Origin of the sequence: Sphaerisporangium sp. NPDC005288, from assembly GCF_040607475.1 — a bacterium.
GTDB lineage: Bacteria > Actinomycetota > Actinomycetes > Streptosporangiales > Streptosporangiaceae > Sphaerisporangium > Sphaerisporangium rhizosphaerae.
Genome location: NZ_JBEXGT010000001.1, coordinates 198,178 through 222,632, shown reverse-complemented (window position 1 = coordinate 222,632; position 24,455 = coordinate 198,178). Strand labels below are relative to the sequence as shown.

At 72.4% G+C, this 24,455-nt stretch carries 22 protein-coding genes and 1 pseudogene; 15 read left to right on the top strand and 8 right to left on the bottom strand.

Annotation, left to right across the window (positions count from 1 at the left end):
- The first annotated feature begins 93 nt into the window (after positions 1-93).
- Positions 94-327 carry a hypothetical protein gene (locus ABZU32_RS00940; RefSeq protein ID WP_354915851.1) on the top strand — a complete coding sequence of 78 codons (234 nt, stop codon included), beginning with the start codon at positions 94-96 and terminating at the stop codon, positions 325-327.
- A 153-nt stretch (positions 328-480) separates the two neighbouring features.
- Here ABZU32_RS00940 and ABZU32_RS00935 read toward each other — a convergent pair.
- Positions 481-2,079 (bottom strand): annotated as a pseudogene (locus ABZU32_RS00935) (transcriptional regulator); the annotation flags it as partial.
- Positions 2,080-2,219: 140 nt separating this feature from the next.
- Between ABZU32_RS00935 and ABZU32_RS00930 the strand changes: the two are divergent.
- The 4 genes from ABZU32_RS00930 to ABZU32_RS00915 all read left to right on the top strand — a co-directional run bounded on the left by ABZU32_RS00930 (position 2,220) and on the right by ABZU32_RS00915 (position 5,494).
- Entirely contained in the window at positions 2,220-2,393 is a 174-nt protein-coding gene (locus tag ABZU32_RS00930) for a hypothetical protein (protein WP_354835033.1), read from the top strand.
- Positions 2,394-2,703: 310 nt separating this feature from the next.
- On the top strand, positions 2,704-3,042 hold the full coding sequence (locus ABZU32_RS00925) for a hypothetical protein (RefSeq protein WP_354915352.1): 339 nt from the start codon (positions 2,704-2,706) through the stop codon (positions 3,040-3,042).
- A gap of 17 nt (positions 3,043-3,059) precedes the next feature.
- Entirely contained in the window at positions 3,060-5,078 is a 2,019-nt protein-coding gene (locus ABZU32_RS00920) for an ABC transporter ATP-binding protein (protein ID WP_354915349.1), read from the top strand.
- Positions 5,075-5,494 carry a S26 family signal peptidase gene (locus ABZU32_RS00915; RefSeq protein ID WP_354915346.1) on the top strand — a complete coding sequence of 140 codons (420 nt, stop codon included), beginning with the start codon at positions 5,075-5,077 and terminating at the stop codon, positions 5,492-5,494. Before ABZU32_RS00920 ends, ABZU32_RS00915 begins: the two co-directional genes overlap by 4 nt.
- Positions 5,495-6,037: 543 nt before the next feature.
- On the opposite strand, the gene ABZU32_RS00910 is transcribed toward ABZU32_RS00915, so the two are convergent.
- The 5 genes from ABZU32_RS00910 to eccB all read right to left on the bottom strand — a co-directional run bounded on the left by ABZU32_RS00910 (position 6,038) and on the right by eccB (position 10,246).
- Complete coding sequence (locus ABZU32_RS00910) at positions 6,038-7,432, bottom strand: hypothetical protein (RefSeq protein WP_354915343.1); 1,395 nt, start codon at positions 7,430-7,432, stop codon at positions 6,038-6,040.
- 25 nt (positions 7,433-7,457) lie between these two features.
- Positions 7,458-7,844, bottom strand: coding sequence for a hypothetical protein (locus tag ABZU32_RS00905; RefSeq protein ID WP_354915340.1), 387 nt, complete (start codon positions 7,842-7,844; stop codon positions 7,458-7,460).
- 95 nt (positions 7,845-7,939) lie between these two features.
- The gene (locus ABZU32_RS00900; protein WP_354835021.1) at positions 7,940-8,254 is read right to left on the bottom strand and encodes a WXG100 family type VII secretion target; all 315 of its coding nucleotides are present in this window, start codon (positions 8,252-8,254) and stop codon (positions 7,940-7,942) included.
- A gap of 30 nt (positions 8,255-8,284) precedes the next feature.
- The gene (locus ABZU32_RS00895) at positions 8,285-8,614 is read right to left on the bottom strand and encodes a WXG100 family type VII secretion target (RefSeq protein ID WP_354915337.1); all 330 of its coding nucleotides are present in this window, start codon (positions 8,612-8,614) and stop codon (positions 8,285-8,287) included.
- Between the two features lie 195 nt (positions 8,615-8,809).
- Positions 8,810-10,246: a type VII secretion protein EccB gene (eccB, locus tag ABZU32_RS00890; RefSeq protein WP_354915334.1), complete on the bottom strand. Its 1,437-nt coding sequence runs from the start codon at positions 10,244-10,246 to the stop codon at positions 8,810-8,812.
- Between the two features lie 197 nt (positions 10,247-10,443).
- On the opposite strand from eccB, the gene ABZU32_RS00885 reads away from it, so the two are divergent.
- Together ABZU32_RS00885 and ABZU32_RS00880 are read left to right on the top strand one after the other, a co-directional pair.
- The gene (locus ABZU32_RS00885) at positions 10,444-12,207 is read left to right on the top strand and encodes a hypothetical protein (RefSeq protein ID WP_354915332.1); all 1,764 of its coding nucleotides are present in this window, start codon (positions 10,444-10,446) and stop codon (positions 12,205-12,207) included.
- The gene (locus ABZU32_RS00880) at positions 12,204-12,959 is read left to right on the top strand and encodes a hypothetical protein (RefSeq protein ID WP_354915329.1); all 756 of its coding nucleotides are present in this window, start codon (positions 12,204-12,206) and stop codon (positions 12,957-12,959) included. Before ABZU32_RS00885 ends, ABZU32_RS00880 begins: the two co-directional genes overlap by 4 nt.
- 51 nt (positions 12,960-13,010) lie before the next feature.
- On the opposite strand, the gene ABZU32_RS00875 is transcribed toward ABZU32_RS00880, so the two are convergent.
- Positions 13,011-13,451: a YbaB/EbfC family nucleoid-associated protein gene (locus ABZU32_RS00875; RefSeq protein ID WP_354835011.1), complete on the bottom strand. Its 441-nt coding sequence runs from the start codon at positions 13,449-13,451 to the stop codon at positions 13,011-13,013.
- A gap of 205 nt (positions 13,452-13,656) precedes the next feature.
- On the opposite strand from ABZU32_RS00875, the gene ABZU32_RS00870 reads away from it, so the two are divergent.
- From ABZU32_RS00870 to ABZU32_RS00850, 5 genes are all read left to right on the top strand, one after another.
- Positions 13,657-13,959: a hypothetical protein gene (locus ABZU32_RS00870; protein WP_354835009.1), complete on the top strand. Its 303-nt coding sequence runs from the start codon at positions 13,657-13,659 to the stop codon at positions 13,957-13,959.
- 50 nt (positions 13,960-14,009) lie between these two features.
- On the top strand, positions 14,010-14,801 hold the full coding sequence (locus ABZU32_RS00865) for a hypothetical protein (protein ID WP_354835007.1): 792 nt from the start codon (positions 14,010-14,012) through the stop codon (positions 14,799-14,801).
- A 93-nt stretch (positions 14,802-14,894) separates the two neighbouring features.
- On the top strand, positions 14,895-15,296 hold the full coding sequence (locus ABZU32_RS00860; RefSeq protein WP_354915326.1) for a YbaB/EbfC family nucleoid-associated protein: 402 nt from the start codon (positions 14,895-14,897) through the stop codon (positions 15,294-15,296).
- A 137-nt stretch (positions 15,297-15,433) separates the two neighbouring features.
- Complete coding sequence (locus tag ABZU32_RS00855) at positions 15,434-15,817, top strand: hypothetical protein (RefSeq protein ID WP_354835003.1); 384 nt, start codon at positions 15,434-15,436, stop codon at positions 15,815-15,817.
- On the top strand, positions 15,814-16,746 hold the full coding sequence (locus ABZU32_RS00850) for a hypothetical protein (RefSeq protein ID WP_354835001.1): 933 nt from the start codon (positions 15,814-15,816) through the stop codon (positions 16,744-16,746). Before ABZU32_RS00855 ends, ABZU32_RS00850 begins: the two co-directional genes overlap by 4 nt.
- Positions 16,747-17,158: 412 nt before the next feature.
- On the opposite strand, the gene eccD is transcribed toward ABZU32_RS00850, so the two are convergent.
- Entirely contained in the window at positions 17,159-18,661 is a 1,503-nt protein-coding gene (eccD, locus tag ABZU32_RS00845) for a type VII secretion integral membrane protein EccD (RefSeq protein ID WP_354915323.1), read from the bottom strand.
- Positions 18,662-18,886: 225 nt separating this feature from the next.
- On the opposite strand from eccD, the gene eccCa reads away from it, so the two are divergent.
- The 3 genes from eccCa (at position 18,887) to ABZU32_RS00830 (ending at position 24,440) form a co-directional block, all read left to right on the top strand.
- Positions 18,887-22,873: a type VII secretion protein EccCa gene (eccCa, locus tag ABZU32_RS00840; protein WP_354915320.1), complete on the top strand. Its 3,987-nt coding sequence runs from the start codon at positions 18,887-18,889 to the stop codon at positions 22,871-22,873.
- 140 nt (positions 22,874-23,013) lie between these two features.
- Entirely contained in the window at positions 23,014-23,319 is a 306-nt protein-coding gene (locus ABZU32_RS00835) for a hypothetical protein (RefSeq protein WP_354915317.1), read from the top strand.
- A complete protein-coding gene (locus ABZU32_RS00830) occupies positions 23,316-24,440 on the top strand; it encodes an NlpC/P60 family protein (RefSeq protein WP_354834993.1) in 1,125 nt (374 codons plus the stop codon). Before ABZU32_RS00835 ends, ABZU32_RS00830 begins: the two co-directional genes overlap by 4 nt.
- Positions 24,441-24,455: the final 15 nt, after the last annotated feature.

The window sequence follows — 24,455 nt, the reverse complement described above, 5'->3', positions numbered from 1 at the left end:
CCAGCCGCCCAGCGCGCGCGTCAGCGCCGCGCGCCGGGTGGCGGCGTCGTCCTCGGTCTCGGCCCGGTGGCGGGCGAAGATGCGGATCAGGTCGTGCAGGCGGAAACGCGCCCGCCCGGCCGCGTCGGGGCCGACCTCGTCCACCAGCCGGGCCTCGGCCAGGGCGTACAGCCGGTCCTGCGCGAGCCGCTGCGGGGCGCCGGTCAGCGCGGCGGCGGCCCACTGGGGGAAGTCGGGGGCGTCGAGCAGCCCGAGCAGCCGGAACAACCGGCGGTGCGGCTCGTCCAGGCCCGCGTAGGAGGCGCCGATGGCCGCCTTGACGTCTAGATCACCCGCCTTGAGCCGGTCGAGCCGTGAGGTCTCGTCGCGGAGTTCGGCCGCGAACGCCGAGAGCGGCCAGGACGGGCGGGCCGTCGCGCGGGCGCCCGCGATGCGCACGGCGAGCGGCAGCCGGCCGCACAGCTCGGCGATCTCCAGCGCGGCGGCGGGCTCCCGCTGGACCCGGCCGTCGGTCACGATCTTGGAGAGCAGGTCCATGGCGGCGTCGGGGCCGAGGACGTCCAGGTCGACGAAGGACGCCGACGCGAGGCCCAGCAGCCGTCTGCGGCTGGTCGCCACGACCGCGCAGCCGGCCGACCCCGGCTGGAGCGCCCGGACCTGCGGCTCGGCGTCGGCGTTGTCCACCAGTACCAGGACCCGCCGGCCCGCGAGCAGGCTGCGGTAGAGCAGGACGCGCTCGTCGAGCGGCTCGGGGACCGAAGGGCCGGGCACGCCGAGCGAGCGCAGGATCTGCCCGAGGACGGTGACGGGCGCGACGTCGCCGGAGAAGTCCGCCCATAACTGGCCGTCGGGGTAGTCGTCCCTGAGCCGGTGCGCCAGGTGCACGGCCAGAGTCGTCTTCCCGACCCCCGCCCGGCCGGAGATCGCGAGGGTCCGCAGAGCCCGGGGGCCGTCCGCGGCCAGCGCCGCCGTCCAGCGTTCGACGAGCTCCTCGCGCCCGGTGAAGTCGGCAGGACAGGCCGGCGTCTGCATCGGAACCCCGGCCCCCTGCCGCCGCGGCCCCGCCCCGCCCGCCGCCCCCTCGCCCGGCGGCACGTCCGCCCCACGGCCCGCGCCGCTGTCCCAGCGTGCGTCCGCGTCCCGGCCCGCGCTGCTGTCTCCGCCCGCGCCGCTGTCCCGGTGCGCGTCCGCGCCTTGGCCCGCGCCGGCGTGTGCGCCGGTGTCGTGGGCCGTGCTGTCGTCCTGCGGTGCGGTCGGGGCCGCGCGGACGGAGGAGTCGGCGGGCGCGCCCGGGCGGGGCCGGCCGGTGCCGGGCACCGGCGGCCGTCCAGGGAGGCGGGGCCGTTCGTCGAGCAGGATCTCCTCGTGCGCCCGGCGCAGTTCGGGGCCGGGGCCGACGCCGAGATCCTCCCGCAGCCGCCGCTGGTGGCCGGCGAAGAAGCGCAGCGCCTCCGGACGCCGTCCCGACAGGTGCAGGGCGCGCATGAGCTGGACCGCGAGCCCTTCGCGGAACGGCTGCTCGGCCACCAGGCTCACCAGCTCCTCGACCAGGCCCTCGGCCCGGCCGCCGCGAAGATCGCCCTCGATGCGCCATTCGAGGGCCGTCAGCCGGCGTTCACCCAGGATGTCGGCGTAGGTGGCCACCGACGAGGTGACCGGCACGTCCTCCATCACCGGGCCCCGCCACAGCGACAGAGCCTGCTCCACCACCTGGTGCGCCCGCCCGAGCTCGCCGCGGGCGCGCAGTCGCCCGGCCTCGTCGCACAGGTCCTCGAAGCAGGCCGCGTCGATGGCCTCGCGCCCGGCGTTGAGCCGGTAGCCGCCGTTGCGGTACTGGATGACCTCGGCGCCGCGGTCGCCGAGCAGCCGCCGGAGCGCGAGGACGTAGCCGCGGACCAGCGTGCGGCACGAGGCCGGGGGCGTGTCGCCCCACAGGTCCTGCACCAGGTGATCCGCCGGAGTGTGCCGTCCCGCCCTGACGATCAGGGCGGCGAGCGCCGCCCGGGCCTTGCCGCCGCTCGGGGACGCCCAGCGTTCGCCGTCCCACACCTCCAGCGGCCCAAGGCAGCGAAACCTCATCGGCGCCAAGCGGATCTCCATCCGGACGTGGTCCTTGAACAGAATGTCTACGCCTCTTCTACTCCACCCCTACGGCGGCGCTCAACAATCGCTCGTGACCGTGAATTCGGTTTCGGTCTTCACAGAAGGGGTGAACGATCGTGAGAAAAATCGGTTCCCTGGCCGACCGGCTCCTGGGCGTCATGGTTCCCAAGGGCCGGGCGGAGGCCGCGTCCTGCTGGTACGAGCAGTGCGGCGGCCGGCACTCCCGATACTGCTGCTACTACCCCGACAGCAACGTGGTCATCTGTGACGCCTGCCTCTACCGCCCGTAGGTGTCCGGCCCCGTCCTTCCCCGCTGATCCCTGCCCGTAGTCCGAGAATCCGCCTCCGCCGGCCGGGTCCGCCCGGCCGGCGGAACACCATCAGAGAGGACCGGATGCAGTGCCCTATTTGACCGCGGTCGCGATCGTGCTGAGCATCCTCTGCGGGCTGAATCTTCTGATGACGCTCGCTTTGGTGCGGCGAATAAGGGAACACACGAAAAGGCTTGATGACTTGTCCGGAATGGGGCCCGCCGGACGATTGCCCGCGCCGGGTTCGCCCATCGGAGATTTCACCGCCGGCACCGTCCACCATGAGCCGGTGTCCCGGGCGATGCTGGACGCCGGCGCGGTCGTCGGATTCTTCTCGCCCGGTTGCGAGCCGTGCCGCGCCGCCCTGCCGGGGTTCCTCGCCCACGCCGGGGCGCTGCGCGGCGGACGGGACCGGGCGCTGGCCGTGGTGGCCGGCGCCGAGGAGTCCGACCCCATGGTCCTCGCGCTCGCCGAGGTGACCCGCGTGGTCGTGGAGGACCACGAAGGACCGGTGGCCTCGGCCTTCGGAGTGCGGGCCTTCCCCACGTTCTGCCTGGTGGGCCCGGAGGCGTCCATCGCGGCGGCGCGCTTCGACCTGTCCGCCCTGACCGCGCCGATCACGGTATGACCGGCGGGGAGCAAGGCGTGCGGTCCCGCGCGCGAGAGCTCGGCGCGGCGCTGCGGCTGAGCTGGGAGGCCGGGCCGCTGCTGCTGACGGGCCACGTGGCCGTCTCCCTGCTCGCCGCGGCCATCCCCGTCGCGGCGGCCTGGCTGACCAAGATCGTCCTGGACGGGCTGGCGGGCGACCGGTCCGCGGTGCTGCCCGCGGCCGTCGCCCTGGTGACCCTCGGGGCGCTGACGCTCACGTTGCCGCAGACCCGGCGGTACCTGCGCGACGAGCTGAAGCGGTCCACCGCCCTGCGGGCGCAGGACCGGCTGTACACGAAGGTCAACGGGTTCACCGGGCTGGCCAGGTTCGAGGACCCGGTCTTCCTGGACCGGCTGCGCATGGCCGACCAGGCCGCTCGCCACACCTCCGGCCAGATCGCCGACGGGGCGCTCGGCATCGCGCAGGGCGCCGTGACGGTGCTCGGATTCGTCGTCTCCCTGGCGGTGATCAGCCCGCTCGCCACCGTGGCCGTCCTGGGCGCCGCCCTGCCCACGCTGATCGCGGAGCTGTCCCTCAGCCGCCGGCGCGCCCAGGTGATGTGGCAGATCAGCCCCATCGAACGCAGAGAGCTGTTCTACGGGCGGCTGCTCACCGATGTGCAGGCCGCCAAGGAGATCAGGCTCTTCGGGCTCGGCGTCTTCCTGCAGGGGCGGATGAGGGCCGAGCGCATTCGGGCGAACGCGGAGCACCGCAGGCTCGACCGCCGCGAACTGGTCACGCAGTCGGCGCTGAGCCTCGCCGGCGCGGTCGCGGCCGGTCTCGGGCTGATCCTGGCGATCAACGCGGCGCTGAACGGCGACGGCACGGTGGGCGACGTGTCCATGTTCGTGGTCGCGGTGGCCGCCGTGCAGACGGCGGTGGGCTCGCTGGCCGAGCAGGCCGCCTACACCCACCAGGAACTGCTCATGTTCGGCCACTATCTGACCCTTGAGCGGATGGGGCCCGACCTGCCCCGGCCGGCGCGTCCCCGGCCCGCCCCGAGGGGCGGCGACATCGAACTGCGCGACGTCTGGTTCCGCTACAGCGACGACCATCCGTGGATCCTGCGCGGCGTGGACCTCACCATCCCGCACGGGTCGTGTGTGGCCCTGGTGGGTCTCAACGGCGCGGGCAAGAGCACGCTGGTGAAGCTGCTGTGCCGCTTCTACGAGCCGACGTCTGGCTCCATCCTCTGGGACGGCGTCGACCTGCGCGACATGGAGCCCGCGGACCTCAGGGAACGGCTGGGCGCGGTCTTCCAGGACTACATGTCCTGGGACTTCACCGCCGCCGAGAACATCGGGCTCGGCGACCTGCCCGCCATGGGGGACAGGGAACGCGTCGTGGCCGCCGCGGGCCGGGCGGGGGTGGACGAGGTCGTGCGCGACCTGCCGCGCGGCTACGACACCATGCTCAGCCGCGCCTTCTTCGGCGAGATGGACAAGGACGACCCCACAACGGGAGTGGTCCTGTCCGGCGGGCAGTGGCAGCGCCTGGCGCTCGCCCGGGCGCTGTTCCGCGAGGGCTGCGAGGTGATGATCCTGGACGAGCCGAGCGCGGGGCTGGACGCCCGGGCCGAGCACGAGATCCACCGGCGGCTGCGGACCCTGCGGGCAGGCCGCACCAGCCTGCTCATCTCGCACCGGCTCGGCGCGGTGCGCGACGCCGACCTCATCGTGGTGCTGGAAGAGGGCCGGGTCGCCGAACGCGGCACCCACGAGGACCTGATGCTCGCCGGCGGCGCGTACGCCAAGCTCTTCACCCTCCAGGCCGAGGGCTACCGCGACGGGGTCCCCGTCCAGGCGGAGGGTCGTGCGGCGGCTTCGGCGCCCGGGGAACGCCGCGACGCGGCCCTCCTGGAGCTCGGGGAGTACCGCGACGCAGCCCCCGTCCAGCCGGAGGGTCACCACGACGCGGCCGCTCTCACGGGGCCGGAGGGTCACCGCGACGCGGCCGCTCTCACCGGGCCGGAGGGTCACCGCGACGCGGCCGCTCTCACCGGGAGGGAGTCGTGACGGGACTGATCTCGACGGCCGCACTGGTGGCGCTGGCGCTGGCCGCGATGTGGGCGTGGCTGCGGCGCCGCTTCTTGGTGGTGACGATCCACGGCCAGAGCATGGAGCCCACCTACCGGGCGGGCGAGCGCGTGCTGGTCCGCAGGACGCCGCTGTCCGCGGTGCGCCCGGGCCAGGTCGTGGTGATGACGGACCCGGTGCCGCCCGGACAGTGGATCATCAAGCGGGCGGTGGCCGTCCCCGGCGACCCGGTTCCCGAGGTGATGGAGGCCTCCGCCGATCCCGGCGCGCGGGTCCCCGAGGACTGCCTGGTGCTGCTGGGCGACAACCCCGCCGTCAGCGTCGACTCGCGCAGGTTCGGCTACTTCTCCGGCAGGCGGCTGCTGGGAGTGGTGTCCCGCCGCCTGCGGGCCTAGGAACGCGCCTGGACGACGCCGTGGACGACGCCGTGGACCGCGCCGTGGACCGCGCCGTCGTCGCGTGCGGGTCGCTGATCGGCTTCGGCTTCTCGGCGCGGTGCCGGGGGCCGGAGTCGTCTATGTGGTGGTTGGTGGCATATGTGTCAAGCGGGCTTTAAGTGACTTGCAAGCGGCGCGTGGAACCTTGATGCCAGGCGCCCAACGGCTCGGGGCGTCGGCAAGGGGAGGGCCGGTGTACCGGGGAGGGGTTCGCGGGACACCGGCAGAGCCGGGGGGACACGTGGCGGCCCTGGCCGGGCGAACGGCCAGGGTACGGCACGCCGAAAAGGGTGCCCCCGCCCACGCTGGGCGGGCGGGGGCACCCTTTTCGACATCTCGACTTCGCCACATCGGCATCCGAGCTTCAGCGCCCCGGCCGTCATCGCGCCGGTGGGCTGGCGGACAGTACCGGCCGGCAGCGGGCTGATCCCCGGTTCGGGAAGAGCTCGGAGGGGCGGACGGCGGGCGGTCGAGGGGCCGCCCGCCGAGGGTTGAGCGGGGTCAGCAGATGACGGTGGGGGCCACCTGCTGGTTGGTGCACCAGTCGTCTTCGTCGCCGGTGAGCCAGGTGGAGCGCTCGCGCTCCTGGTTCTCGCCGCCCGCGGGGGAGCCGCCCATCGGCATGAGCGGCATGCCGCCCATCCCGCCGGGGCCCGTGCCCACGCCCATGCCGCGCGCCGCGTTCTGGGCGGCTCCGAGCGCGGAGCCCGCCCCGTAGCCGGTGCCGCCGTTCAGTCCGGCGGCGCCGCCGACCCCGTTGACACCCGAGCCGATCGGGACGGACCCCACGCCCGTAGGGCTGGTGAAGGTCGTCCCGTTCACGCCGGTCGGGAGGTTCGTCCCGATTCCGTTGAGCCCCGGGTTGTTCAGCGCCGGGTTGTTGAGTGCGGGGTTGTTGAGGGCGGGATTGTTGAGCGCCGGGTTGTTCAGTGCGGGGTTGGTGCGCGGGTCGAACCCGGCCAGGTTGGTGGTGCGGGGGTCGTTCGGGTTGATGCCCGCGCCCCCGTTGCCCCCGGCGCCGTTCTGACCGGACGGGTCGTTGATGCCGCCCGGGAGGTTCGTCCCGTTGCCGTTCCCCGTGCCGTTGCCGTTCCCGGTGCCGGTCCCGTTGCCGTTCCCCGAGCCATTCCCGGTGCCGGTGCCGGTGCCTGTCCCGGTCCCGTCACCCGACCCCGTGCCCTCGCCGGGGATGACGGTCGAGCCGTCGCCGGTGCCGTTCCCCGTGCCGGTCGGGTCGAAGCCGGACCCCGGGTAGGTCGTCGAGTTGGACCCCGGGTACTTGCCGTAGGGACCGCTGCCCCCGTTGTAGGGGTCGGTCCCGTCGTAGTTCACGGGGATGACCGGCGGCGTGATCGCGCCGGTCGGCGACGGGAGCACCGTCGTGACCGTCTCGGGCAGGCTCTGGTAGACCGAGGTGATCTTGTTGTTGAGCTCCTCGATGTGCCGGCGGGCCTGCTCGTTCTCCGAGCCGTCCCCACCGTTGGTCAGCCAGCCGTACCAGTCGTCGTCGAAGCTGAACATGCCGCTCTCGGGCAGGTCCGCCTTGGCCTTGGTGAGCTCTTCGGCGTAGGTGTTGTGGGCCGTGCCGACCTGGCGCGCCCGCTCCGCCACCTCGCGCGCCGAGCCGTGCAGGAGCTGCAGTGCCTTCTGCGCCTCGGCGGAGAAGGAGTCCTGCCAGTCCTTGGACAGCTTGTCGGCGGCCGTCCGGAGATTGGTGACCAGGCCGTCGAGCACCCCTGCGGCCAGGATGTAGGCGTTGCCCGCCTCCGACACCCCGCCGGGGTCGGTGTTGTTCAGCAGCTTCCTGACGTGCTCGACGCTGCCGTAGGAGTCCGCGTCCCCCTGGGGGGCGGCCGTGCCAGCCCGGACCGGCTGGATATCGCTGATGCGCGCCATTTGGACCCATCGCCTCGCTGTTTGACTAGACCAGCTTGACCTGGTCGACCGTACTGGCCGTCTCGGCGTTCTTGAGATTGCCGTACGCCGTCCTGATCGTCTCGATCGCCGCCTCGTACTGGGCGATGAGCTTCTCGTAGCTGGCGGTGACCGCCGTGTGCCCCTGGCCGAGGACGGTGCCGAGCTGCTGCGCCGCGTCCCATTCGCCGAGGTGCGTGGGGGAGACCTTCCCGAACGCCCGAAGATGGGACAGCGAGCCGGACTTGACGCCCTTCAGCTGCTCGACGTCCGTCAGAAGGTCTCTGAGGAGGTTCTCGACGTTGGTGTGGTGGACGTCGGTCTTACCCTTGGCGTCGGTTCCCGGCCAGTCACCGTCGAGGTGAAAATCCTGGTAGCCGTCGTTTCCGGCCATGTTTGCCCCCTAAGCCGTCAGGCCGCCCCGCGGACGCCGGCCGCGTCGCCAGGGCGGTCCGCTCCCGGAGTTACGGATTCGGTCCGCGGCGGCCGTCAACGGCCGTCGAACATCGCGACGTTGGCCTTCTCGGTGAGGTGGAAGTTCTCGTGACCCTGCTGGATGACCGCGCCGAGCTGCTGCAGCAGACCCGCCATGCGGCCGGAGGCGGCGTCCCACTGCGCCCGCGCGGCCCAGTAAGCGGCGCGCGCGTCGCCCTCCCACTCGCCGAGCAGGCGGTCGAGGTTGCCCTCCAGCTCCTGCAGCGTGCCTTCCATCGCCTGCCACTGGCGGGCGAAGTCCTGGGCGCCGGTGGTCATCGACCCGAAGTTGACCAGCGTGCGGTCGATGTCGTTGTTGATACCAGCCATGATCTTCTCCGTTGTCCGAGGAGGGTGGGGTCAGGCGTTGATGTTGCCGCTGAGCGCGCCACCGATGACACGGTGCGCCGCCGCGGTCTGGTCGGCCTCGGTGTTGCGGTAACGCGCCTCCACCTGGTGGAGCTTCACCGCGAGACCCTGGAGCTCGCCGAGCACCTTGGACAGCTCGCCGTTCCACTCGTTGTAGACGGACTCGAACGCCATGCCCGACGCGCCGCCCCAGCCCGCGCGGAGCTCGGAGACGTGCCCCTGCAGCTGGGTCTGGATGCTGCCGATGAGGCCGTGGGCCGTCTCGGTCTTCTTCGCGGACTCGACGATCTGAGGAAGCTGTGCTGAGGTCTGCTGGCTCACGGATACCTCCAAGGAGTGTGGCCTGGCCGTGAACGCGTGATGGCCCACACTGCGAAACGCATCGTGTGCCCCCGCGATGCTGATCACTCAAACCCTAGGATCAATCACCACAACATGGCCATACGTCACATTGCGAGTCAGTAACGGTTTTTCGTACCAGTGGCTATGGCTGACATCACGGCTTCATGGCCGGGATCACGGCTTCACGGTCGTCGTCTGGGTGATCGGAACCGGCGTCCGGGCCGCGGCGGGGTCCAGCGTGGGCCCTTCGGGGATCAGGTGCCAGATGCCCGCCGGGAGCGGAGCCACCTCCGCGGCCTCGTACCCGAGGTTCGGCAGCAGATCGCCGGAGGACAGGGCGAACTTGCGCCCCTGGTCGGTGACGAGCGCGAAGTTCTGGATCGAGCCGAGCTGGCCCTCGCCCGGGAGCAGCCCGGCCAGCACCGCGCCGCCCGGCGGCAGCAGCACCTGGTCGAAGTGCTCCTGGTCGGCCCCCGCGTTCGGCGGAACCGGGATGCGCATGCGCCCGCCGATCGTCAGCCGCGCGCGGGTGGAGCCCCTGCCCGTGTCGGAGTAGACGGTGCACAGCGGGGACGCCGGATCGGGCGTCGCGACCTTCGGCATCGTCGCGGGCATTCCGCTCACCGCCATCGACGTCCTGGACAGCGGGAAGGCGTTCGCCCTGGACGCGTCGACCTCGATCGGCCGCACCGGCAGCCGGCCGTAGGCCGCCTTGCTCGCCGGGTCCTGCAGCAGCAGCGTGGCCTGCGTCTGCGAGATGGCCGCGATGCCGTCGCCGAGCAGCACGTACCAGCGGACCTCGCCGCCGGCCACCGCCGGCACGGTGTAGACCCGGCCCACGGCGGAGGCGCGGCCGTCAGGGCCGCGCAGCCGGTGCCCCAGACCGGCGATGCGAGGGCCGCGGAAGTCCGGGCCGATGGGCAGGGCGTTGAGCCAGGTAGCGGGGATCTGACGTGGCGCGGCGGCCGACAGCGCGCGCGCTCCGGCGTCGGAGACCCGCATGCGGCGGTCGGCGAGGATGACCCAGGACTGCTGGCCGTCGTCGGCGATCATGGCCTCGGAGCCGAACGGCCGGCCCCCGACGTCCGTGCCGCCCACCAGCGAGACGTACGGCCGGTGCGTGCCGCCCGGGTCCACGGTCTCGGCCACGCACGCCGACCAGGGGCCGCGCACCAGCTTCTCGCGCGCGGGCAGCGACTCCGGCGCGCCGGGGATGCCCACCAGGGTGCCGCGGGTGAAGCGGGCGAGCGACGCCGACGACACCGTGCGCACCGTCACCTGCGGGGTGTCGAGGATCAGGCGGGCCGAGGTGTAGTTGGCGACCGGGATGAGCCGTGCCTCCTGCTGGCTGTAGACGAAGGTGGCTCCGGTCTCCTGTTCGACGATCAGCGTGCCGGGCGCGGTCAGCGAGGTGGCGCCGCCGGGCTTGAGTAGGCCGTAGATGCCGAAGCAGGCCGCCACGAGCACCGCCACCAGCACACCGCAGAACATGGCGACGTTGTGCCTGCGCATGGGCGACTCGGGGATGTCCGGTTCGCCCTGCAGCAGGGCCATGCCCAGGCGCTGCATCATCAGCCGGTGGGCCTGGTAAAGATCACGACGGGTCTGCATGCCACCTCAGCCTTGCCTGGCGGGTCGTCGCCGACAGCATAGAAGCGCGCCCGCGAACCGGGATGCTCGTGTCGAGATGGATATGTGCCGTGCTATGACCGGCTGAGCGCTTTCTGTACGGTCCGGCGGGCACTGGGTTAGTCTGCCGTCTCACAGGCTGATCAAGACCCTGGCGGCCGGAGACGGGGGGACGCAAGGTGAGCGAGCAACGCGGTTTCGACGCCCTGCTGAACGCGGGAGGCCCATCCTCGGCCGTGCCGGGGGGCGCCGGCGAGGCGACGCAGGGCGGCTCGGTCGCGGGCGGGCCGTACACGGTCTCGGGCGGCGGGCCCGGGGACGGGCAGAGCGGCGGGTCCGACGGCTCCGCCTTCGTCCACCAGAACTTCGCCGGGCCGGGAGGGCAGGACGCCCAGGGCGGCGCCGGGCAGCCGTTCACCTCGGGTGACCCGATGGGCGCGAACCCCATCTCCACGGGCGACCCCGGCCAGCCGTTCAGCGTGAACTCCCTGGGCGGCGGCGACCCGGGTCAGCCGTTCGGCGTGAATTCCATGGGCAACGGCGACCCTGGTCAGCCGTTCAGCGTGAATCCGGTGGGGTCGGGGGACCCCGGCCAGTTGTTCTCACCGGGGCAGCCGTTCGGCGCCGATCCGGTGGGCGGCGGTGACCCCGGTCAGCCGTTCAGCGTCAACACGCTGGGGAGCGGCGATCCAGGTCAGCCGTTCAGCGTGAACCCGGTGGGGTCGGGCGACCCGGGACAGCCGTTCTCGCCCGGTAACCCCTTCGGTGCCGATCCGGTGGGCACGGGCGATCCCGGTCAGCCGTTCAGCGTGAACCCGCTGGGGGGCGGTGACCCCGGTCAGCCGTTCTCGCCGGGGAACCCGTTCACCGCCGATCCGGTGGGGACCGGTGACCCCGGGCGGCCGTTCAGTGTGGACCCGATCGGGACGGGGGATCCCGGTCAGCCCTTCACGGTGAACCCGATCGGGACGGGTGACCCCGGTCAGCCGTTCTCGCCCGGTGACCCGTTCACCGCCGATCCGGTGGGAACCGGGGATCCCGTGGTGATCGGTGATCCAGGGCAGCCGTTCACGGTGAACCCGATCGGGACGGGTGATCCCGGCCAGCCGTTCACCGTGGACCCCGTCGGGACGGGTGACCCTGGTCAGCCGTTCTCGCCCGGCGATCCGACCACCTCGGTGCCGCTCGACCCGGTCAACGCCGACCCCGGCGACCCCACCAACTCCATCCCGGGCATCCCGCCGATCCCCGACCAGGGCATTCCCGGCCTGCCCAACGTGAACGACCCCGTCGGTCAGAACCCGGGCATTCCCACCGGGCAGGACCCGGGCATTCCCACCGGGCAGGACCCGGGCATCCCGGCCATCCCGAACGTGCCGGTGGGGCAGAACCCGAGCCTCACCGACCCCACGGGGACCGGAACGGGGCCGGCGGGCGACCCCACCGGCGGTCTGAACCTGCCCGGAGGCCCGGGCGGCGGCCCCGGAGGCGGCGGCACGGGAGGCGGCGGCATGCCGCAGATCCCCGGCCTGCCGGACACCGGGGGTGGCGGTGGCGGTGGCTTCCCCCGCGTACCGAACACGACCGGGAACGGATACACCGGCACGGCCCCCGCCAATGCGTCGCAGACGCGCAAGGTGAAGCACCAGGCGGTCATCGACCTCGGCAAGAACATCGAAAGGGACGTCGGCGGCCGCGCGGACGAGGTCAAGCGCAAGCCGCAGGACAACCACATCGGCTGGATGGACTGCGGCCTGGTCGGCATGCCCATCTCCGGCAAGCACGGGGAGATGGCCACCACCTCGGTGACCTACATCGAGACGGTCCGCAAGCAGATGGAGCTCTGGCGGGACGATCTGAAGCTGTCCGGGGACCGGTGGCGGCTGATGGAGGAGGACCTGGCCGCCAACGCCGAGGCGCTCAAAAAGGGGATGAAGCAGTGAGCTACGAAGGCTGGGAGTACGGGTACGTCGCCGGGGTGATCGGAGCCCTGGCCTACTGTGTGGTCAACCCGGTCCGGGGGCAGATGATCGGCCTGGCCATCGGCGGAGTGGCCTCCAAGCCGAGCAGCCTGTACGGGGCGGGCGACAAGTGGACCGAGACCGGCAACGGCATCAAGAACATCAGTGACGACCTCACCAAACACGTGAACGACGTGCCCGCGGAGGACTGGACCGCCGAGGACTACAAGGCCGTCAAGGACACCGCGCGGCTCATGGCGACCAACTTCGGCGACGCCACGAGCGCGCACTACGACGCCGCGAAGATCATGCACGGCATGGGCAAGCTCTCCTTCTACGGGGCGCTGGCCTCGGGCACGGCCGGGACGCTGCTCACGGCGCTGACGATCTACACGCTGGCCACGCGCGGTATCCCGGGCGTCAACGTGGCGACGCAGGCGTCGTCGGAGGTGGCGGCGACCGGCACACAGGCGGTCATCACCAGGCTGGTCTCCAAGTACGGCATGGCCGCGACCGCCGGCATGGTGGCGTTCTCCCTGGTCACCGGGAAGCAGTCAGAGCTGCAGGGCCAGATCATGGCCATGAACGCGCAGAAGGACGGCGTCAAGCAGGTGCGCATCCCGCTGAGCAACCTCTCCGACGTCGGGACGACCGGCTACACCGGGACGACCGGCTACACCGGGACGAGCGGCGCCAACCCCTACGGCACCGGGCAGCCGCCCGCCGGCATCTGACCCGCGGCCGATGACGCCGGAGCTCCCGGCGTCATCGACCGGTGCCGGCCGTCACTGCAGGCGGCGGCGGATCTGGTCCAGGTCGGCCATGACCTCTTCGAACGTGCGGTCGTAGGCGGCCTCGGCCTGCTTGACCTGCGCGAGCGCGGCCTCGGGGTCGCGCAGGAGTCGCATGGGGTTGTCCTCCGCGCCGAACAGCTCTTCCATCAACTCGTTGGTCTGGCGCTCCAGGTCGCGCCCGGCGTCGTGCACCACCGTCTTGATGAGCGCGGCCAGGTCGGCGGAGGGCAGGCGCATCGCACGCGGGTTGAGTTCGAGCTCCTGCAGCCCCTGCCCGGTGTACTCGACGGTCACGTGGCCGTCCTTGTCCGTGGCACGGCCGACCAGCTCGGCGGTGCGCCGCTGGAGCTCCTCTACCTGGGCGAGCTGCCGCTGCGCCCCGGTCAGCAGCTTGTCGATGTCGATGCTCGCGAAGTCGCCGAACTCGGTCACGTGCCCTCCATCCTTCCTCGCCCGTACCGGCATGGCCCGGCCCGAGGCACCCTACAGCCGCCGCCGTCCCGTCGTGGGGGCGTGAACAGTGATCATCGTCGATGTTTCCATCGTCTACGACTGGATGAACAAATGTGACAGGGCGCCTGATTGATCCAGAACTGCTGATAGACATCATGCGCGACATTCGGATCATGGAGGCGGCATGGTGCAGGAAAGGTACGTCACCTCGGAGGCGATCCAGAGCATCATCAACGAGATCAACGAAGACGTGATCCCGGCCATCAAGGAATGGCGCGCGATGGTGGACAGCACCGAGATCGGCTTCCCCGGCTGGGGGGCGCTCGGCGAGGTGGTGATCGGCCTGCGCTACGACCACCTCCAGGACGACGTGCGCGCCAAGCTCTCCGAGGCCGTCTCCGTCCTTGAGACCTGGACCCACCAACTCGACACCGCGCGGAGCAACTGGCGTACCGCCGAGGAGCGCTCCACAGCCGTATACGTGTGACAACAGCCGTCCACGTGTGACGACCGAACGACGCGAAGGAGCTCCGCACCATGCCCCCTGGGTCGTACGCGCCGTCCTTCAGGCTCGCGGGCGGCAGCGCGCTCTCGGTCCTGAACGACCTGCGCAAGGCCGCCCTGTTGTCCCGGCCGCTGGTCGTGGGCAGCGCCATCGCGGCCACCGCGGTCGCGAACGTGCCCGGCATGGCCGACGCCTACAACAACTGGGAGTCGATCCACTCCCGCCTGGACACGGCGATCAAGAGCTACGTCCGCAACCTCGGCGACAAGGGCAAGGACGGCTGGATCGCCCTGGACCACGACGCGTACGTGGACGCCGTCGAGCGCTTCCAGGAGGCCATGGAGAGCCTGCGCGGATACGTGAAGAACATCGCGGGCATCGTGGACGAACTGGGTGACGCCTACCGGGCCTACTGGGTGTCCCTGGGCCGGGTTGTGGTGGTGCTCGGCGCGGCCCTGCCGATCGCCGCCGCGATGCTCGCGACGCCGTACGCGGCCGCCGGGTACGCGCGGCTGGAGGCGCTGGGGGCCATGGCCACCAGCACCATCGCGATGGCGACCGGCCTGCTGGCCAAGGTGGTGTCCTCGGTGGCGGGCGGCATGTCGGTGTACTTCGCCGGCAAGGCGCTGGCCCAGATGTTCAACCTGGAGCCCACGGGAGCCGCGAAGATCGACTTCAGGAAGGCGGTCATAGACACCCACGGCCTGCCGCCGTTCCAGCAGCCCCCGGCCGCGCCCGCCGGGCAGCCGGCGCAGCTGCCCCCCTCCGCCGGGTTCGAGTGGCGCGAGCCCAAGCAGAACCAGCCCGAGCCCTACCACCCTTGACCCGTCGCCCCCGGCCCTCGCCCGGACCGCACCACCCCCGCCGTATCCCTCGGAGTCCCCACGGGCTCGCGAACCCAGCGAAGGAGCTGTGCCGTGTTCCGACCGGACGACTTCCGGCTCGAGGACCTCGAACGCGTCACGCGGCAGAGCGAGGAGGCCGTCCAGCGCCTCAGCGGCGTTTTCGGCGAGCTGCGGGCCGTCAAGGGCGAGGGCGCGGCGGCCGGCGGGCTGGTCGCGGCCGTGGTGGACGGCGGCGGCCAGATCGTGGAGGTGACGCTGGACCCCCGCGTCATGCGGCTGGACAGCGCCTCGATCGCACAGGCCGTGACCGAAGCGGTGCGCGGCGCCCAGGCCGACGCGCACCGCAAGAACGCCGAACTGCTGCGCGAGGCCACCGGAGGCGAGCCGCCTTCCCTGGACCCGGCCGACGTCGACACCTGGCTACGAGACGTGGCCAACGCCATGGGCGCCCCCTGGCCCGACGACCACGCCTGAGTTTTCCCCTTGACCGATAGGTTGGGGGTGTATTGTCGATCATGTCGGTTGGTGCGACTCGAACATGTGTGCCATTCGGTCGGTAGTGTTGGACCGGCGGCGCGTGGGTGGCCGCCCATCACGACACGGGGGGCGTCATGTCGCATCAACCTCTCGAAGACCCGGTGCCGGGGCCGCCCGGAGGGCCGGGGCAGGTGCTGGACGTGTCCCCGTCGGGGCTCGGGGACATCGGCAGGCTCTTCGGCGGCCAGGGTGAGGACATCGCCGGCGCGGTCCGCGAGGCGACGCGCCGGTTGATGGACATCGGCGACTTCTGGGGCCGCGACGACGCCGGGCGCGCCTTCCACGACGGCGGGGACGGCAAGGCCGGGTACGGCGCCCGCGCCGCCGACCTGGAGCACGAGTTGCACGCGCTGGCCACGGTCTACGCCGTCATCGGCGACAGGCTGGTCCTGATGGGAAGGAACGTCGCCGTCGCCGACTGGGCCTCGGTCGCCCGCCTGCTGGAGGGCGACAGGTGAGCCCGTCCCGCTGGATGCTCTATCCCGCCGGCGGGGCGGGCATCGTCGGGTTCGTCGCCTGGACGATCCTGTCCAAGTGGCCCGAAGGGGACCCGGACGGGGCGCGGGAGGCGGCCACGGTGTGGCGTTCGCTCGCCGGCAAGATCGATGCCAACACCACCGTGACCGGCGGTCTGGCCCAGAGGGTGTGGACGCAGCACCCGAGCCAGGGGTCGGAGGCCTTCCGCGCGTTCTGGACCCAGGCCGGGACGGTCAAGACGCCGGGCGGCGTCGCGGCCGTCCCACCGGCGATGTCGGCCTACTGCCGCCGCATGGCCGAGGCGTGCGAGGGGTACGCCGAGGCGCTGGAGAAGACGCGCGACGCCCTGCGGGTGATGGCGCTGACCAGTTACGCCCAGCTCATGCTCGCCGCCTCCTGGCCGTGGGTCGGCGCGCAGGCGGCGGCGTTGTCGCGGTGGCTGATCGACCGGCTGTACAAGAAGGTCCAGGCGCAGGTCCTGCTGAAGCTCCTGGAGCACGCGATCATGAAGGTCGCCGTCGAGAAGCTCGTGGGGTACTCCGTCGGCAGCGCCGTCTTCGCGCTCGGGGACGAGGCGCTGGCGCTCGGCGCGCGGGCGGCCTTCGGCCAGGATCTCGGCTCCTTCTCCGACAACTCCATGGCCACCCTCAAGGACTTCGCCGCCTGCCTGGCCTTCTTCGGCGTGTGGGACCTCACCAAGCTGGGGCCGATGGGCAAGGTGTTCCGGAACAACGACGCGGGCGACTTCGCCTCCTTCTACGTCGGGTCGAGCGCCTACACCGTCGCCTACAACCTGGAGGACGGCAAGTCGGGCGCCGGCGTGCTGCCGACGCCGAGCCAGCTGATCGCCAAGCTGCTCATCGGCACCTCGCAGCGCGGCAAGGACCCCGGCTACCCGGCCGCCCCATAGCCGGCGCGCTGTCCGGGACCGTTCACCGGCTTGGGCGCCGTAGCAGGCGCCGGCATCGCCGTACCACGACCCGCCGACCCGGCGCCGATCAGTGCAGCACGTGGCCGGGGGCGGAGAGCCGCGCCCGGTGAACGTATGTGGTCCCGCACTGACCGGGCGGCCGCTCGCGCCGTAGCGGGGCCGGAATGCCCCCCGCGTGGTGGTGGGGCTGGAATCCGCCCGCCGCGTGGTGAGGGCCGGGCTGCGGCCGGTGCCGTGGTGGGGCTGGAATTTGCTCGCCGTGTGGTGGGGGTGGGGGTGCGGCTCGTGCCGTGGTGGGGCTGGAATTTGCTCGCCGTGTGGTGGGGGTTGGGGTGCGGTCCGTGCTGTAGTGGGGCCGGCACTGCGCCGGTGTGGGCGGCCGCCGGAGGGGTCAGCCGGCCAGGCCGCGGATCCAGGTGTAGACGTCGAGGACGCCCAGGGCCAGTGGGAACAGCGCGGTGATCAGGGCGAACTCCAGGATGTCGCCGGCCCTGCCCCAGAAGGGGGTGGGGCGGCGCTGCGGGAGGAACAGGCCCATGCCGGCGGCGACCGCGGCCACGCCCAGCAGGCCGGGGACGACGAGCAGGGCGGTGCCCGGTCCGGTGAGCGCGGCCCCCACCAGGACGGTGAGCAGCCCGGCGGCGCCGGTGCCGGCCAGCCACACGCGCTGGCCGACGCCGTGGAAGACGCGGGCGCGGAGCATCAGCGCCAGGGCGAGCACGACCAGCATGGCCCTGCCCGTCCAGCCGCCGGTGCCGAGCAGCAGGAGCTCGGCGCTCAGCGCGACCAGGGCGACGCCCGCGGCGAGGCCGGTGGCGAACCGTTCGGCCTCCACGGCGCGGCGCTTGACGTCCGGGCCGTCCAGCTCCTGGTTGTCGGCGCGCAGTTCCTCGGCGTTCTTCGGCGCGGCGGGCAAGGGGAGCCGGGCCAGGCGGAAGGACAGGGTGGGGATCAGCGGCGTGCAGGCCAGCACGATGGCGACCAGCAGCGCGGCCACGCCGGGGGCGGGCGGATGCCAGACCATGACGATGGCGGCGCCGGCGGCCCCGGCCATCGAGGCGACCATGACGCCGAAGAAGTTGGGCAGCCCTTCGGCGATCGCCCAGCCCGCGACGGTGGCCGTCAGCGCGGTCATGGCGAAGGCCGCGAGCAGGTTGGGCGCGCCGAACCACAGCATGCCGACGTCCTTGGCGGGGGCGAGCAGCCCGGCCAGGAAGGCGTACGGCAGGGCGGTGTAGCCGATGACCGCGCCGGCCGCGCTGTCGCCGAGGGCGCGGGACAGCGCGGCGCCCGCCCCGACGAGCAGGAAGGCCAGCAGGCCCGTGACGACCGTCGGGAGCGTCCAGGGAGGCCCCGACACGGTGAGCGCGAGGGCGCCGGAGACGAGGAAGGCGACGGCGACGCCGAGGCCGGTGGCGCGGGTGTGCCGCGGCTGCCATCGCCCCGACCGTTCCTTGATCCCGGTGGCGATGGTGTCGGCCACGTCGTCGAAGACGGCCTCGGGCAGCTCGGACGGGCGGGGCAGCAGGTAGAGGACCTCGCCGTCGCGCACGCCGAGGGCGGTCATGCTGGCGTCCAGCGGAAGGGCCCGGCCGCCGACCCGCTGGATCACCCATCCGGTGGTCGACAGCACGCTCTCGTCGCCGTTCTCGCCGACGGCGCCCAGCAGGTTGGGCAGGACGTGCGCGAGGGGCAGGTCGGAGGGGATGGCGAGGTCGATCCGTTTGCGCGGCGTCACGATCGTGACGCGGGTCATCGCGACGGCCGATCCCGGCGCCCGCAGGACGGCCGGCTTGGGCTGGCCGTTCATGACGTCCAGGGCGCCGGGCGTCCCAGGCCCGCCGGGGCCGCCCGGGACGCGCAGGGGAGGGCCGCCCGTCGGGTTGAGCGTCACACCGACTCCATTGAGATCACGCGAATACCGTATCGGGCTGCCATGCGGCGCGAGGGCGGACATATGCATGTTTTGCGGGATGCGCCAGGTTTGCCGGTCCGGGGCGGCCCGGTGATCGGAGTTCGCTACCGTTGGCTCCGGTACGACCCATCCCTGCCCTCACGGGGCGCGCGGCCCTCCGGTACGCCGGCTCCCCGGGGCAGGTCCATCCGAACATGGAGCGACGTGGGCATAGTCGTCATCCGGCGACCCGAGCGCCGTCCGCCTCCGGCACCGCCGCGAGGCGAGATCCTGCTGGAGTCGCCGCCGGAGATCCCCGAGACCATGTCCGGCGGGTTCATGCAGATCCTCACCTTCCTGCCGATGGCCGCCGGCGGCGCCGCCATGGCGCTGATGTTCACCGGGGGCGGCGGCGGGAGCCCCATCATGTACGTCGCCAGCGGCATGTTCGCCCTGTCCATGGTGGGCATGAGCATGAGCCAGCTCGGCCGCGCCTCCGGCGAGCGCAAGATGCGGCTCAACGGCCTGCGGCGCGACTACTTCCGCTACCTGTCGCAGACCCGCGCCAAGGTGCGCAGGGCCGTGCGCCAGCAGCGCGAGGCGCTCGACTGGAACGGCCCCGAGCCCGGCACGCTGTGGGCGGTCGCCATGGGACCGCGCCTGTGGGAACGGCGGCCCCGCGACGGCGACTTCGCCGCCGTCCGGGTCGGCACCGGCACCCAGCGCCTCGCGGTGCAGCTCATCGCGCCGGACGCCAAGCCGGTGGAGGACCTCGACGCCATGTCGGCCGGGGCGCTGCGCCGCTTCATCAGGGCCCACTCCACCGTGGACGACCTGCCGATCGCGATGGCGCTGCACTCCTTCGCCCGCATCCTGCCCGCCGGCGACCCCGCCGCCGTCCGCGACCTGGTGCGCTCGCTGATCGCGCAGCTCGCGGTGTTCCACTCCCCGGACGACATGCGGGTGGCCGTGTGCGCCAGCAAGGAGTGGATGGCCCAGTGGGAGTGGGTCAAGTGGCTGCCGCACGCCCTGCACCCGGAGGAGTTCGACGCCGCGGGGCCGGTCAGGCTCATGGCCGACGACCTGCGCGAGCTCGACCGGCTGCTCGGCGGCGAGCTGAAGGACCGCGGCCGGTTCAAGCAGGGACTGTCGCCGGAGTCGCTGCCCTACCACGTGGTGATCGTCGACGGCGGGCACATCCCGCAGGACTCCCAGCTCGGCGCGGACGCCATCCAGGGCGTCACCGTCATCGACCTGAGCGGCTCCACCTCGCTGGTCGAGGAGGGGGTCACCCTGCGCCTTGAGGTGCTGGCCGACCGCTTCAACCGCGTCCAGCTCGACCACGCGGGCAAGGAGATCGTCACCGGGCTCGGCCGCCCCGACCGGCTGTCGTTCCTGCAGGCCGACGGGCTGGCCCGCCAGCTCGCGCCGCTGCGCGTCTCCACGGCCAAGAGCGGCGACAGCCAGGACGTCCTGTCCTCCAACATGACCCTCGCCGACCTGCTCGGCGTGGCCGACCCGCGCCGGCTGGACATCGCGACGCTGTGGCGGCCCCGGGCGCCCCGCAACCGCTTCCGGGTGCCGATCGGGCTCGGCGCCGACGGCCGCATGGTCGAGCTGGACATCAAGGAGTCGGCCCAGGGCGGCATGGGGCCGCACGGACTGGTCATCGGCGCGACCGGCTCGGGCAAGAGCGAACTGGTGCGCACCCTGGTGCTCGGGCTGGCCTCGACCCACTCCTCCGAGATCCTCAACTTCGTCCTGGTCGACTTCAAGGGCGGCGCCACCTTCCTCGGCATGGAGTCGCTGCCGCACGTCTCCGCGGTGATCACCAACCTGGAGGACGAGCTTCCGCTGGTCGACCGCATGTACGACGCCCTGCACGGCGAGATGGTGCGCCGCCAGGAACTGCTGCGCTCGGCGGGCAACTACGCCTCCCTGCGCGACTACGAGCGCGCCAGGGAGCAGGGCGTCGACCTGCGGCCGCTGCCCACGCTGTTCGTCGTGCTGGACGAGTTCAGCGAGCTGCTCTCGGCCAAGCCCGACTTCATCGACCTGTTCGTGATGATCGGCCGGCTCGGCCGTTCGCTCGGCGTGCACCTGCTGCTCGCCTCACAGCGGCTGGAGGAGGGCCGGCTGCGCGGCCTGGACACCCACCTGTCCTACCGCATCGGCCTGCGCACCTTCTCGGCCATGGAGAGCCGGGTGGTGCTGGGCGTCGCCGACGCCTACGAGCTGCCCTCCGCGCCGGGCAACGGGTACCTGAAGTTCGACACCACCGGCATGACCCGCTTCAAGGCCGCCTACGTGTCCGGCCCCTACGCCGAGGAGGCGCGCCAGGAGCGGCGCGGCGCCGCCGAGCAGCGGCAGGTGGTGCTGTACGGCCCGGCCTACATCCCGCCGCCCGTCGCCCCCGCGCAGCCCGAGCCCGAGCCGGAGCCCTCCGTCGTCGGCAGGGACAGCCTGCTGGACATCATGGTCCGCCAGTTCGACGGGTACGGGCCGCCGGCGCACCGCATCTGGCTGCCGCCGCTGGCCGAGCCGCTGACGCTGAGCCACCTGCTCCCGCCGCTGAGCATCACCCCCGACTACGGCCTGACCACCGCCGGATGGGCCGGCCGCGGCAGGCTGCGCGCCGTGCTCGGCATCGTGGACCGGCCGTTCGAGCAGCGGCGCGACCCGCTCGCCGTCGACCTGGCCGGCGCGGCCGGCCACCTGGCCGTCGTCGGCTCGCCGCAGAGCGGCAAGAGCACGATCCTGCGCACGCTGATCGCCGGGCTGTCGCTCACCCACACCCCGCGCGAGGTGCAGTTCTACTGCCTGGACTTCGGCGGCGGCACGCTGGGCTCGCTGGAGGGGCTGCCGCACGTGGGCGGCGTCGCCAACCGCCTCGACGGCGACCGGGTGCGCCGCACCGTCGCCGAGGTCACCGGCCTGCTGCACCAGCGCGAGCGCGAGTTCGCCGAGCGGGGCATCGACTCGATCGCCACCTACCGGCGCCAGATAGCCGAGGGCCAGATCGCCGACAACGAGTTCGGCGATGTGTTCCTCGTCGTGGACGGCTGGCTCACCGTGCGGCAGGAGTTCGACTCGCTGGAGCCGACCATCACCGATCTGGCCGCCCGGGGCCTCGGCTACGGCATCCACATCGTCGCCGCCACCAACAAGTGGTCGGAGTTCCGGCCCGGCATCCGCGACCTGTTCGGCTCCCGGCTGGAGCTCAAGCTCGGCGACGCCTACGAGTCGGAGGTCAACCGCAAGACCGCGCTCGCGGTGCCCGAGGGGGTGCCCGGCCGCGGCCTGACCCGCGACGGCCTGCACTTCCTCAGCGCGCTGCCGCGCATCGACGGCGTGCGTACGGCCGACGACCTGACCGTGGGCGTCCGCGCCCTGGTGGACGGCGTCCGGGAGGCCTGGCGCGGCCGGCCGGCCCCGCGCGTGCGGCTGCTGCCGTCGGTGCTGCCGGTGGAGGCGCTGCCGAGCGTCGAGGAGACCGGGGCGCGCATCCCCCTCGGCATCGACGAGGCCACGCTGTCGCCGGTGCTGGCGGAGTTCGACGTCGACCCGCACCTGACGGTCATCGGCGACACCGAGAGCGGCAAGTCCAACCTGCTGCGACTGGTCGCCGAGGGCATCGTCGCCCGGCACGCCCCCGCCGGGGCGCGGCTCATCGTCATCGACTACCGCCGCTCGCTGCTGGACGCCGCCTACACCGAGCACCGCATCGGATACGCGGCCTCCAGCACCACGGCCGCCGACATGGTCGCCGAGGCGCGCGAGGCGCTGGTCAAGCGGCTGCCGCCCGCCGACCTCACCCCCGACCAGCTCCGCGCGCGCAACTGGTGGAAGGGCGCCGACCTGTACTTCGTCGTGGACGACTACGACCTGGTGGCCACCGGCGCCAACCCGCTCGCGCCGCTGCTGGACCTGCTGCCGCAGGCCAGGGACATCGGCCTGCACCTGGTGCTGTCCCGCGCCATGGGCGGGGCGGGGCGCGGCATGTTCGACCCGGTCATGCAGCGCCTGAAGGACATGGCGAGCCCGGCGGTGATCCTGTCGGGCGACAAGGACGAGGGCGTGCTGTTCGGCGTGCGCCCGCACCCGCTGCCGCCGGGCCGCGCCTACTACGTGGACCGCCGGTACGGCTCCCGGCTGATCCAGACCGCCTTCCTGCCGCCGTCCGCGCCGACGACGCCGACGACCAGGGAATGACCTTTTCGGGGTGATTCATGGCCCATGATCGGCCTAGCCGGATATGATCGCTCGTTGGCGGTTCCGGGCGCACGGTGGGCGTCGGGCCCGGGACCGAGCCGCTGGATGGTCCTGGCCGACGACGGAGGGAGCCGGCCCCGGTGAGTCTCGACGTGAACTACGACGCGCTGGCCAAGCTCCGCGTCGCCGTCAACACCCAGGCAGGCAAGCTCGCCTCCATCGGCGACGACTTCCCCGCCAAGAACGCCGCCACCTCCTCGATGTTCGGCACGCTGACCGGGGCCGCCGAGCTGGTGACGGCCATCGGCTCGGTGGAGAGCCACGCGGACGAGGAGCTCGGCACGGTCAAGACCCGCCTCGACGGGGTCGAACGCGCGCTGGACACCGTCGAGACCAACGTCAAGAGCGCCGAGCACGGCACCGAGAAGAATCTGCCGAAGGTATGACGGACGCCGACGCGGTGGCCGCGCTGCCCGAAGGCCAGGAACTGGCCGCTCTGCTGAAGAAGACCGACGGCGACCCCGCGGCGGTCGAGGCGATCGCCAAGCGCTGGCGCACGGCGGCCTCCGGCTCGGTCGAGAAGCTGCGCGCCCTCGGCACGGCGCTGCGGACCATGGACGACGCCTGGGAGGGCGACTCGGCCGACGCCTTCGTCGCCTACATGAACCGCTACGGCCGCGCGGGGGACTCCCTGCGCGAGGTGCTGGTGAACTGCGCTGGCTGCCTGGACTCGGCGGCGGGCGCGGTGCGCACGGCCAGGAAGAACGTCGTCCAGACGTGCGACGACCTGCTGGCGTGGGTCGCCGAGTACCGCCGCCTCAACCCGCACGCCACCGAGGACCAGCTCAAGCCGGGCATCACCCGCGAGGTGCGGCTCGCCGTCCACAAGGCGAAGGAGCAGGTCGAGACGGCCGAGACGGCGCTGTCCACCGCGCGCACCGACATCGGCAAGCACGTCGGGCAGGCCTACCCCACCTTCGCCTCCATCCCGGCGGCCGACCGGCAGGCGTTCGTTCCCGGGCCGGGTCACACCACCGAGTGGCGGCCGACGCCGCTGGACCCCAAGCGCACCACCACGCTCGCCGGCACCGACACGCCGCCCGGCGCCACACCGGTCACCTACGGCGGCGATTCGGGGGGCGGCTCCGGCGGCGGACAGGGTGGTGGGCAGGGCGGGGGCGCGGCGCCGCGCGCCATTCCGTTCGAGGTGACCGGCAACGGCACCGGCGCCGACATCGTGGCCGCCGCCCGCAGCCACCTGGGCAAGCCCTACGTCTGGGGCGCGGACGGGCCGGACGCCTTCGACTGCAGCGGGCTGGTGCACGCCTCACTGAACGAGGCGGGCATCAAGATCGGCGATGCCACCGCCGCCGGTTACTGGGCCAGCGGCAAGCCGATCACCGGGCCGCCGCAGCCGGGCGACATCGTGTTCTTCGGCGAGCCGCCGACCCACTGCGCCGTCTACATGGGTGACGGCAAGATGATCGCCGCGCCGCACTCCGGGGACGTGGTCAAGATCCAGGACGTCGCCGGCCGGCAGCCCATCTCCTTCCGGCGGTTCACGTGAGCGGCGGGGAGAAGG